The sequence below is a fragment of the Salinivibrio socompensis S35 genome (assembly GCF_000513715.1).
Taxonomy (GTDB): Bacteria; Pseudomonadota; Gammaproteobacteria; order Enterobacterales; family Vibrionaceae; genus Salinivibrio; species Salinivibrio socompensis.
Genome location: NZ_AQOD01000110.1, coordinates 1 through 11405, shown reverse-complemented (window position 1 = coordinate 11405; position 11405 = coordinate 1). Strand labels below are relative to the sequence as shown.

At 48.8% G+C, this 11405-nt stretch carries 7 protein-coding genes and 3 pseudogenes; 6 read left to right on the top strand and 4 right to left on the bottom strand.

All coding sequences use genetic code 11. The features are described 5' to 3' along the window. Positions 1–129: pseudogene (locus DZ54_RS24880) on the top strand (IS256 family transposase); the annotation flags it as partial. A gap of 39 nt (positions 130–168) precedes the next feature. On the opposite strand, the gene DZ54_RS0112315 reads toward DZ54_RS24880, so the two are convergent. Beyond that, positions 169–513: a DUF3802 family protein gene (locus DZ54_RS0112315; protein WP_021023245.1), complete on the bottom strand. Its 345-nt coding sequence runs from the start codon at positions 511–513 to the stop codon at positions 169–171. A gap of 489 nt (positions 514–1002) precedes the next feature. Here DZ54_RS0112315 and DZ54_RS0112310 point away from each other — a divergent pair, with 489 nt between their 5' ends. The 4 genes and pseudogenes from DZ54_RS0112310 to DZ54_RS0112295 all read left to right on the top strand — a co-directional run bounded on the left by DZ54_RS0112310 (position 1003) and on the right by DZ54_RS0112295 (position 6803). After that, positions 1003–3681, top strand: a complete 2679-nt coding sequence (locus DZ54_RS0112310; protein ID WP_164831593.1) for an ATP-binding protein — start codon at positions 1003–1005, stop codon at positions 3679–3681. Continuing rightward, a complete protein-coding gene (locus tag DZ54_RS0112305; protein ID WP_025674394.1) occupies positions 3648–4262 on the top strand; it encodes an Hpt domain-containing protein in 615 nt (204 codons plus the stop codon). The genes DZ54_RS0112310 and DZ54_RS0112305 overlap by 34 nt, the downstream gene beginning before the upstream one ends. Next, positions 4262–4953: pseudogene (locus DZ54_RS21445) on the top strand (DUF3334 family protein). Before DZ54_RS0112305 ends, DZ54_RS21445 begins: the two are co-directional and overlap by 1 nt. 401 nt (positions 4954–5354) lie before the next feature. Then, the gene (locus DZ54_RS0112295) at positions 5355–6803 is read left to right on the top strand and encodes a glyceraldehyde-3-phosphate dehydrogenase (protein ID WP_025674392.1); all 1449 of its coding nucleotides are present in this window, start codon (positions 5355–5357) and stop codon (positions 6801–6803) included. A 71-nt stretch (positions 6804–6874) separates the two neighbouring features. Here the strand turns inward: DZ54_RS0112295 and fruA are convergent. The 3 genes and pseudogenes from fruA to fruB form a co-directional block, all read right to left on the bottom strand. After that, positions 6875–8610, bottom strand: a pseudogene (fruA, locus tag DZ54_RS21440) (PTS fructose transporter subunit IIBC). A 28-nt stretch (positions 8611–8638) separates the two neighbouring features. Continuing rightward, positions 8639–9595 (bottom strand): 1-phosphofructokinase, encoded by a 957-nt coding sequence (pfkB, locus tag DZ54_RS0112285; protein ID WP_025674390.1) that lies wholly within the window; start codon positions 9593–9595, stop codon positions 8639–8641. After that, the gene (fruB, locus tag DZ54_RS0112280; protein WP_025674388.1) at positions 9592–10782 is read right to left on the bottom strand and encodes a fused PTS fructose transporter subunit IIA/HPr protein; all 1191 of its coding nucleotides are present in this window, start codon (positions 10780–10782) and stop codon (positions 9592–9594) included. Before fruB ends, pfkB begins: the two co-directional genes overlap by 4 nt. A 466-nt stretch (positions 10783–11248) precedes the next feature. Here fruB and DZ54_RS24250 point away from each other — a divergent pair. Beyond that, on the top strand, positions 11249–11405 hold a 157-nt coding region (locus DZ54_RS24250; protein WP_128080523.1), incomplete at its 3' end, for a LacI family DNA-binding transcriptional regulator.

Here is an 11405-nt window from a genome sequence, read left to right as displayed (position 1 = left end):
TAATTATTGTATGCAGGGATACTAAAAGCGTCTGAGCGATGGACACATCCGGTGCAGAATTGGAACCTCACACTGTCGCAGTTGGCAATCCATTTTGAGGGTCGACTGGATGATCACATCGCGCTATGATTTTTAGCTGACACAGAATATTGAACACCCTCCCACAGATTAACGAAATTCAACCATCGCACCATCAAACAAGTTTTTAACCAGCGCCACATACTCTTCTAAAAAGCCCACTTGTTCTGCCGTGACAGGTTGCTCCCACCGCCCGGCTAAGACCTCTTCCATATCTTCAACCACACGATCGGCTTCACGGAGAATCGTGAACCTCAACGCGGATGAGAGCCCTGGGTTCTGCTCACAAATGGTCATGATGTTAGAGGCGACGAGATCGTGCACGATGTCAGCAATGGTTTCATCGCCAATGGCTTCACCAGGTTGTTCAAACACAGTGAGATTGAACGCAAAGTGCTCGATCAGTGCTTGATACCCGTCTGAATCTACTACCATGATTATTTGTCCTTAGACTGTTCATATATCGCTATTGTATCGCGAATATCCGAAATATGCGCCCCTTGAGGACGAAATTAGAAAGCGAGTCACGCTTCGCAGCACGCCACGCGATTTATACTGTTTCTATGCACCTTCTTCTATGCACCTTCGTTTCCATGCAGCTTATACTGCTTCTTTGCAGCCTATACTATAAGATAGCATGCGCAATAACACGTACTGGCACGTTGCTCGTTGGCATACAGTAGCAAAACTGTGAACAGTAAGCCTTTATTGCTTATCAATGGCGCACTTTACTCATGCAAACCGCTGATCCACTCTTCATTGCAGTATAGCTTGAGTTTGCAGTGATGAAAACAAACCACACATTGAGCCATTTATCACGGATGTGCACCGAATCAATTGCTCACAAGGATGTAAGAAAAATCCATGAAGGTAAACCGCCCACGCCCATTTAGTAAAAGCATTGTCAGTAAAATTGGATTAATCATGACGTTTATCACGCTGATGGTGCTGGGGCTATCTGTTTCAAGCTATATCATGCAGGAGCGGGTTAACCGAGATGTGGAGCGGACCACACGTCACGAGGTTCCAAGTGCGATTATTACCATGCAGATGCTAAGGGCAGCGAGCGATATGAACGCCAGCATGCTTAAATATGTCATGGGACGGCACGAGTCGCTGGCAGTGTTTCTCGAGAATCAACAAGATTTCGAAAACTGGCTCGAAGAGCTGCAAGCCATCAAACCCGACGCACAGCAACAATTAACAAGAATTAGTCAGCTCTACGAACGTTTTCAACGCATTGCTCATCAAAAAGTATTAACCGAGTTTGATCCTATCGCGGAGCAATGGGCACGCAAGCAATTGATGCGGTTATCCATCGATGTCGCCCGCCCGATGGATAACCTCATCGCCGAACTCAAAGCCGCGCAAGAACTAAAACAACCCGACAACTTAGCGGTGTTGCAATACCTTGACCAGCTCATTGATGAAAATGGCGATATGCTCACCGAGCTGAACCAATACTTGGAAGGCCGAGCCAGTAGCCGTCAGTTCTTTATGGAAGACATGGCCACGTTTGAGCAGTATTTATCCTTGGCAGAATTCGAGCTCAACGACCCGGCCTCACTCAGAAAAATCGCGCAATTAAGCAATCACTTTACCAGCCTTAAACGCAGTGGTATTGCCATTTTTAATAATTACCAACCGAGCGCCAAGGTTGCTGCCATGGAAGCTGTTCGTACGTTGAGCGATCATGAATATCATGCACTAGAGAACGCGCTATCCACTTTTGCACAAGGGACGGGGAATGAAGTCACCCGATCAATGACTGACTTACAATCCATCCTCCATTCCAATCAATTAAACCTTGGCTATTTATTATTGTTTATTTTGTTTGTTAGCAGTGCCATGTATTTCTACATTTATCAGTCTTTCACTCAGCCCATTGCCACACTGGCAGATTCTATGCAGCGACTCGTTGCCGGTGACATGACGCCACCTTCCGATCACTTTCAAGATAGAACCGATGAAGTCGGAAAAATTGCTCAGGGCTTAGTGATATTCAGAGCCCACATTATCTCGCGCAACCAAGCTCGTGAGCAATTGATTGCAGAAAAAGAGCGTGCCGAAAGTGCATCACGAGTTAAAGCCCAATTCCTCGCCACCATGAGCCATGAAATACGCACGCCCATGAATGGGGTCATCGGCATGCTAGATCTATTGCGTCGATCTTCTTTAACCCAATCCCAACAAGGGTTGCTCAGCACGGTGAGAGAATCCGCCCTTTCACTACTCGCGATCATTAACGACATCCTTGATTTCTCTCGTACCGAATCAGGAAGACTCCAGTTTGAACAGGTTACTTTTTCCCTCTCTGAAACGGTTGATCAAGTCATGGACACGGTGAGCCACCATGCCAAAAAACAAAATGTGACATTGTCACTATTTGTTGAACCTAGCCTGCCCGACGCATTGATTGGCGACCCTAACCGACTCAAGCAAGTCCTTTTCAACCTTGTGGGAAATGCGATTAAGTTCTCTGGCGGACAGCCAGATCAATCCGGGCAGGTTGCAGTCAAAATAACGCCGTTCGACGCAGGCACGCCAGAAAAAACAGGATTACTATTTACGATCACGGATAATGGAATTGGTATTAGCCATGACAAATTAGATAATATATTTCAACCCTTTAACCAAGCCGAGTCATCAACAACGCGTGAATATGGCGGCTCTGGACTCGGACTGGCAATTTGTAAAAATATTATCGATTTACTCGAGGGTGAGGTGACGGTTGAGAGTGAACAAACAAAAGGAACCGAATTCCAGGTTCGCTTGAATTATGCCATCGACACATCGACGGCTCCTCACCCTGAGCTACTAAGCGGTGATGATATCGAACGTGTTTTTATTTACCTTGATTTGCCCGATAACGCGCTAAAACACGCCATTAATCGCTATCTCGATTATTTGGGTATTGCGCATGCGAGCGTTCATCAAACAAAACCACGTAACCAACAAGATCCGACGTCGAACGCGCATCCGCTTAGTGCTGCCAAACACGTCATATTGATCACGCACGACACCCACGTCGATATTCGTTTTGATGCGCTTGGGGTGAAACACATTATTACCCTACGAGAGAACTTATCGCTGAATCCCCATCCCAATAAATACCTTGTCGAGCTTTTTGCCTCACCGCTGACTTATCGCCGTTTAGTCCACGGGATCCGCGTATGCTTAGGTTTAGACAGTCCAGAGATCAGTATGTTAGGTGAATCTCTAACGTCGAATGTTATTCCAGACGGGCAAGCAATAAAGCACAATGGCGAGCTCACACGTGGCCGTATACTGGTGGCCGAAGACAACCCCACCAACCAACACGTTTTAACCCAACAGCTCCACTATCTCGGCTATCACGTGGTGATGGTTGATGATGGGCATCAAGCATTGCAGGCTTACCAAGCCAATCGTTTTGATCTGGTCTTAACGGACTGTCATATGCCCAATAAAGATGGTTACGCACTTGCAACCGCCTTGAGAGCGCGACAGCCCTCCACTGGTACGTCCCTATTATCGCGATTACGGCGAATGCACTCAGTGGCGAGGATGCGCGTTGCTTTGCCGCGGGTATGGATGATTACATCACCAAACCCATTGAGCTAGACCAGCTCGAAAGCCGCTTGAATCATTGGCTCAGCAAAAGCCCCAATACAATATCCAACACGGCACAAGAGCAAGAACCTAAAACATCCGCGACACGCGAAAGTTCGCTAACCATCCTCGATTTAAACGTCATCGAGCGGCTCTATGCCGGCCAGAAGCAGTCTTATCTTGATATCATTGCCATATTTCGCCAACGCAGTTTACCGAGCCTCTCCACTCTGAGCCAGTTGGCGCCACCGTTTACAGATTGGGAAGGCATTAAAGAGGCTGCGCATAAACAAAAGTCCGCGACGGGCAGTATCGGCGCCATAGAATTGCATCAAGCATGTTTAGACGCCGAGCATGCCGCTAAGGCACAGGATACGCAAGCGCTTGATGAGGCGTTAACACAGATGCAAGCGGCAATCACGCGGCTTACTTACACGCTAGACACGCTCGACATCGAATCAGCCAGAATCAAAAATAATGAATTCAATGATGAATTCCTTATTCCGAARAATATCCTGAAAATCAGTGTACAAACCTCGCGATCGGGTGCCACACTGAAAGCAAGTATCATCAACCACGACGGTAGTGAATAATGAGAAAAACCAAAGTTGTCACCTCCGAGGACATCCTGCTCAAACTTTGTCAGTCCGCCACGGCAGTATTAACCAAGGCGACAGATTCTCCGGTGCACCATGCCGCCATGGTGCAAAAGATCGTAAAAACCAGCCTTAAACCGGATATAGGTTGTTTTGTGTTGTTTGATGGCGGCTTCTCGGGGCTGGTTGTCATTAACTTCTCCTCTCAGGCGGCATTAGAGATTTATAGCAACTACATGCAGCATATGGGATCCCAGAAGAAGAATTAGCCACTCAGCATACATCCGATGAAGTCGGTGATGTCCTTGGCGAGCTGATGAACCAAATCATCGGTGACTTTACGGGCAAGATTAAGCGCTCGATTCAAACCTCTATCACGCAAAACCAGCCGAAGATGATGGCGGTGAACAAAAATATCTCCGTGTCTGTCGACAGCAACATTGATAAACCTCAGGCGCGTCGCGTCAGCTTTACCACCGAAAATAATCATATTTTTTATCTTGAGCTCGCAATGGAACGTACCGAGTTCATTCAGCTGCAAGATTTTGAAGAAGGGGAAGAAGTCGATCCTGATTCCATCTTAGAGGCAGAAACCGTGCGTCGACTAGAAGAAAAAGAAAAATCTAACGACAAGAACGAAAAGAAAGATAACGGCAGTAACGACTTGTTAGATGAACTCGGGATCTGATCACTAATATTAAAATAGTGTTTACATCAAACGTAAACGCGCGCTAATTAAACAGCAAACAAGCAGCACTCTTTGTTGCTTGTCTGCTTGTGTAGCTCTCATTGACTTAATTTCCGATAAAAAGTAATCAACTACTGCTCCATTGCCACTCACAATAATCCTGACACAACAGAAATTGTTTCATTTAGTTTCTAATCTTGATCACAATTACCTCTTCTCACTCACGGCTTTTTATTTCTCGCGAACGCATATGAGTGCTTGAATATTCGAACTTATTTTTAGTAGGTGAATAATCCTGCGTCATTTAGACTGCGCAGCAAAATAACAAGGCTGACCATGATCAGCTCATTACCCTACTGGGCACCCTGCCCACCCACAATCATTCGTGAAAAGGTCGATTCATGAGTCCAGAACACTACCTCATCGACTGGCAAACCAGTCAAACTCACTCTGAAACCATGTATCCGCTGTTGAGCCAGCTCTATCGTCAAAAAGGCGTAGAGATTCAACTTTTTGGCCGCCAGCTTATCAACGCAAGTACCATTGATATTATCAAGGCACACCGCGTCGCACGTCGTTACACGGGCGGCACATTAGCCCCGAGCCAAACCCTCCCTTTCATCGAAGCGATGACAGAGCTCGACCTGGCCCCAAGTAAAATTGATCTTGGCCAGCTCGCGTGGACGTACTGGCAATCCCATGACAGTGATAATGGGATTACTGATTTTCTTCATAGCCAATTGAATCACTTAATTGGCACCGGCAATAGCGTCGAGCCCAAGGATGTGGTGCTTTATGGATTTGGCCGTATTGGCCGCCTGCTCGCACGCTTACTGGTTGAAAAAAGTGGTCCAGGCTACCCGTTGCGTTTGCGTGCCATCGTGGTCCGCGGCGGCAAAGAAGGAGATTTAGAAAAACGCGCCAGTTTATTGCGCCGCGATTCGGTGCACGGTCCATTCAATGGCAGCATTACCGTGGATGATACCCGTAATGCACTGATCGCCAATGGTAATTTCATTCAAGTCATTTATGCCAACAACCCGACGGAGGTCGACTATACCCAGTATGGTATTAACAATGCCTTAGTCGTCGATAATACCGGTATGTGGCGTGATGAACAGGGACTCGGTCAGCATCTTGATAGCAAAGGGACAGACAAAGTATTGCTAACCGCTCCGGGTAAAGGCGCACTTAAAAATGTGGTCTTCGGCGTTAATCATGATGTGATTGGAAACGATGACAAGATTATCTCCGCCGCCAGCTGCACCACCAATGCCATTACGCCGGTGCTTAAGGCCATGCATGATAAATTTGGCATTGATAGCGGTCATATTGAAACCGTCCATTCGTTTACCAATGATCAAAACCTGATAGACAATTACCATAAAGGCGATCGTCGTGGTCGCTCGGCTTCTCTCAATATGGTGCTGACGTCGACGGGCGCAGCGAGTGCGGTGGCCAAGGCGTTACCGGATCTGAAAGGAAAACTTACTGGCAACTCAGTACGTGTCCCGACCCCGAATGTCTCGATGGCGATTGCAAACCTCAACCTCAATCACGCCACCAACAAAGATGAAATCAATGCGTATCTGCAAGACGTCGCGCTTTACTCCCCGCTCTCCGGCCAAATCGATTTTACCCAATCCACCGAACTCGTCTCGAGTGATTTGATTGGTTCTCGCTTTGCCGGTGTGGTGGATAGCCAAGCGACCATTGCCGATGGCAACCGTTGCGTGCTGTATATCTGGTATGACAACGAGTTTGGATACAGCTGCCAGGTGGTGCATTGCATGGAGCAAATGATGGGGGTCCGCTACCCTGTGGTCCCTCAGCCGGAATCGCTATCATAAACGACACATCGTTATCATAAACAACAAAAGGCCCATCAAGGGCCTTTTTTACGTGAGTGTTTTAGGTCTCACTAAGACGATTGCGTTGCTGTCAATGGTGATGCTTGGCTAACCGGTTTAATCACCGCATAGACTAAACCTGTCACCAAGGTACCGGCCGTAATCGCGGCGAGATATAACAATACAGGGCTAATCGCATTTGGGATTAACAGGACAAACAAGCCACCGTGCGGCGCCATTAACTTCGCGCCAATCAGCATGGAGATCGCCCCCGTTAACGCGCCACCGGCAATACAAGATGGAATAACACGCATCGGATCTTTCGCTGCAAACGGAATCGCACCTTCCGAAATAAAACACAGTCCTAAAACAAATGATGCTTTACCGGCTTCTTGCTCGGCATCGTTAAACTTACGCTTGGCTAGGAAAGTCGATAAGCCCATGCCTAGCGCCGGCACCATGCCTGCAGCCATAATAGCAGCCATGGGCATATAAGTTCCGCTTTCAATCAAGCCGACACCAAAGGTATACGCCGCTTTGTTCACCGGCCCACCAAGGTCAAAACACATCATGGCCCCGAGTAACACACCTAAGATAACGGCATTGGTTGAGTTCATGCTTTGCAAGAAGGTTGTTAAGCTTTCCATCGCCACCGAAACGGGGCCGCCTACCACATAGATCATCACCAAACCGGTAAACAAACTGGCTAATAACGGGATCACCAATATGGGTTTAAGGGCCTCCATCGAGGCTGGTAAGCTGACTTTGTCCGCGACAAATTTAGCGCTGTAACCGGCAATAAAACCGGCCAAGATACCGCCTAGGAAGCCGGCCCCTGTCGAGGCGGCTAGCATCCCGCCGATAAGCCTGGCGCCAGACCTGGACGGTCCGCAATCGAGAAGGCAATAAAGCCGGCCAGTACGGGCACCATCAACGCGAAGGCACTGCCACCCCCAATTTCCATTAGGGCAGCGGCGAGCGTCCCTTCCTCTTTAAACGCCTCAATGCCAAACACAAACGATAGCGCGATCGCCAAACCACCAGCGACAACCAGTGGCAGCATGTGTGATACCCCGGTCATCAAGTGTTTATACACCCCGCTTCGTTCACCTTGGCCAGCGCTTGAACTCGACGTGCTGGACGATGACGATTGATAAACTTCTGCGTTAGCCAATGCATCGTCTAGGCTTTGCGCTGCCTTTTTCAATGCTATACCAGTACTGGTTTTGTAGAGGCGCTTCCCCGCGAAACGCGTGAGATCGACCTCTATGTCCGCAGCGATAAAGACCAGATCCGCGGCTTCAATGTCTTGCTCAGTGAGGTTATTTTTCGCGCCAACCGACCCACGTGTCTCGATCTTAACCTGATAGCCTTTTGCCTTAGCCGCTTCTTCAATCGCCTCAGCAGCCATAAAAGTATGCGCGACCCCCGTTGGGCAGGCCGTAATACCCACAATGCTCAACGGCTTACTCTCTTTGCTGACGCTGTTGGTATCCGATTGATAAAGCTCCGCTTTATCTGACACCGCATCCAGTACCGCCTGCGCATCCACCATCACCTCATTGAGGGTCGCGTGGTAAACGTGTTTACCTTTAAAACGCGCGGTATCGTTGGGCTCGCCAACAAGCAACACGCGTTCTGCCTGTTCTATCTCAGCGTTCGATAGCGCTGTTGTTGGTTGAACACGCGACTGGCACTCTATCTGTGCCGTCCATCCTTTTGCGTCGACGGCTTTCTCAAGGAGTCCCGCCGCGATAACAGTATTGGCGACACCACTAGGGCATGCCGTAACAATGACCAGATTCATACCTTCTACCCCACTTATGGATTGGTTTTTATTGCGCATGCACTGACAGCTCAACAGGCGATACGCTGATTTGTTCAGATAATTGATTCACGTCTTCATGATTGCTCACTCCCACTCCCACTTGAGTGACCGCAAGCGCCGATATGGCCACAGCACGGCGAAGTGTCGTCTCTTTACTCAGCCCGGCGTGAGAGCCTGAGACCAAGCCCGCCACTAAAGAATCTCCCGCACCAACGGTGCTCACAACTTGTTGTGCCGGCGCCACGGCTTTTAGCCAGCCTTGATGATCGCGCCACAGCACGCCGTCTATCCCGCGAGAAATGACAACGTTGGCGATACCTTGGTTAAAAAGCTGCTCACCTCGTGCTAATAAGACAGCTTGCTCATTACTGATAGAAGCATTGAGACACTGGGCTAACTCCGCCTCATTGGGTTTGACCAACCAAGGTGTTGCATCAATGGCTGCACGTAGTGCGTATTGACTGGTGTCGACCACCACTTTTTTACCTGCTTCTCGCAAGGTGGTAATCCAAATCATCAGCTGTTCGGTGGTGACACCTGGCGGTAAACTGCCCGCCAATACGATCCATTCATGGCTTGCCGCCAATGCGAGCAAGCTCTCGGTCAACGCATCAATATTCGTCTGGTCCACCGCCATGCCAGGAAAATTCAAATCCGTCACCCGGCCAGCATTTTCTACTAGCTTCACATTGGTGCGGCTTACCCCCGGCACACGTAAAAAATGATCGGCAATCCCCTGTTCAGCAAACAACTGTGAAAATGGGTCTTGATTGTCTGTGCCAAGAAACCCTGAGACGGATACATTGGCCCCAAGATCACTCAATACACGTGCAACGTTGACACCTTTCCCCGCCGGATGCAGGGTGTAGTTTTGTACCAAATTGACATCACCGGGTTGCAGCACACCAATAGTGCCTGTCATATCGAGGGCAGGGTTAAAAGTCACGGTTAAAATGGCACTCATGCGTGTTCCCCCAAGCCCTCTTTAATGGCGTTGCCAAGACCAGCAATGGCCTGTTCCGCATCCGCACCTTGCGCGGTAAAGTGCAATTGATGACCATGCTTTACCCCTAAGGCAATCACTTTCATCAAGCTTTTTGCATTGACCGAGGCTGATTGAGTCGACGCATTAGCGACCTGAATGTCTGCATGGAATTTTTTCGCGGTATTGACCAACATCGCCCCTGGACGTGCATGCAAGCCATGTGAATTGGTGACAGTAAAGGTGCCACTTTCACCCTCTTTAGTGGCTTCATCGGTCACCTTTCCGTGCGCGTCAGTAGACGCAATTGCCGTTGATGCATCGGTTGAGGCTTCAGGGGAGCATGCGTTAACCAGTGCCTGAGGCGAAAGAGACACACAGGCAGCCAATTGCTCGTCGGCTTTCCATTGCGTTAGCGTTTTCAGAACAGGAAGGTGGGCACCATTATTCGCGGCAAGACACCAAAGCGCACTGACTCGCTGCGCTTGATGCGTGAAGGACGTCGCGGGCATGACCACCGAAACGCCGGTTTGCTCAACGCCTTCACTCTCCCCAAGTAGCCAATGCCTTTGGCCAAGATGAATAGGGCTGCCTCCCACCAGCTGACTCACTCCCTCGTTATTCAAACAGTGATGATTTTTGAGTAAACCTGCTCCCACTGCTTGGAGGGTGGTCATGTCTGAAGCCGGAAAGCCACTGAGCACCATCTCAGGTTTAAAGATCAGAGCTTGTGCGCCGGTGGTTTCACCATTGAGGATCGCAACAACCTGCTCAGCACGTGCCACCTTTTTCAGTTGTTCTTCAACGCCATCTTGCGATAACACACGGGTTAACTGGCGTAGAATACTGAGGTGCTCGTCGGACTTAGCGGCAATACCAATGGCCACATAAGCAAGGTTTCCATCCCCCCAATCCACGCCATCAGGAAAATGAAACACCTGAACCCCAGTGTGTTTTACCTGATCACGGGTATCGGTTGTGCCATGGGGAATCGCAATCCCACTGCCTAAGTAGGTACTGGTTTGCGCCTCTCGAGCTAACATGCCGTCTTGATAGCCCGCTTCCACCAGTCCTTTTTGCGTCAGCAAACCGGCAATGGCTTTAATCGCTTCTTGCTTGGAAGCAGCGCGTTGCTGCATATGAATGTCTTGTGCGTTAAGTGCCAGCATGAGGCTTTCCTCTTATGTCAATGCCAAGTGCAAAGGCTCAGTGCCAAGTGCACGGGTTAGTCGTTATCCGTCACGCCAGACAATACTGCCATGACTGTGTTTCTTTAATGACTGTGTTTCTTTATCAGTGGGTTGTCTTCGCTCACGTTAACCTAGACCACTGACAATGTTTTTGTTCTGTTTATCAGCTTTCCACATTAAGCTGAATCGTTTCAGCTTTTGGTTGTAATCCTCCACGGTGAAGCCATGTCTTCACCCTCTTTTCATTCTAGCCACAATTACCGACTCGCGGCCTAATAAACGTTATTCCTGTGACGCTGACGGGATTTATCACAATAGCTGAAACCTTTCAGCTTTAAGGCTGAATCGTTTTAGCTTATAATGCAACCTTATTCTTGATCGGGAGTGTGCAAACTTTGATCGCATTCACAAAGCCATCAATAACGATCGGTATAAGGATTCGTTTATGAAACTCGATGAAATAGCTCGTCTCGCGGGAGTATCACGGACGACAGCCAGTTATGTGATTAATGGTAAGGCCGAGCGCTACCGGATCAGCGAGAAGACACGCCAACGTGTGATGGCGGTAGTAGAGCAACATAATTATCAACACCAACCGTGCG

Bases quoted from the DNA above. Each gene is read 5' to 3' on its own strand.
- DZ54_RS0112295 (WP_025674392.1), top strand. From the start codon at position 5,355: ATGAGTCCAGAACACTACCTCATCGACTGGCAAACCAGTCAAACTCAC.
- DZ54_RS0112315 (WP_021023245.1), bottom strand. From the start codon at position 513: ATGGTAGTAGATTCAGACGGGTATCAAGCACTGATCGAGCACTTTGCG.
- pfkB (WP_025674390.1), bottom strand. From the start codon at position 9,595: ATGAGTGCCATTTTAACCGTGACTTTTAACCCTGCCCTCGATATGACA.
- fruB (WP_025674388.1), bottom strand. From the start codon at position 10,782: ATGCTGGCACTTAACGCACAAGACATTCATATGCAGCAACGCGCTGCT.
- DZ54_RS0112310 (WP_164831593.1), top strand. From the start codon at position 1,003: ATGACGTTTATCACGCTGATGGTGCTGGGGCTATCTGTTTCAAGCTAT.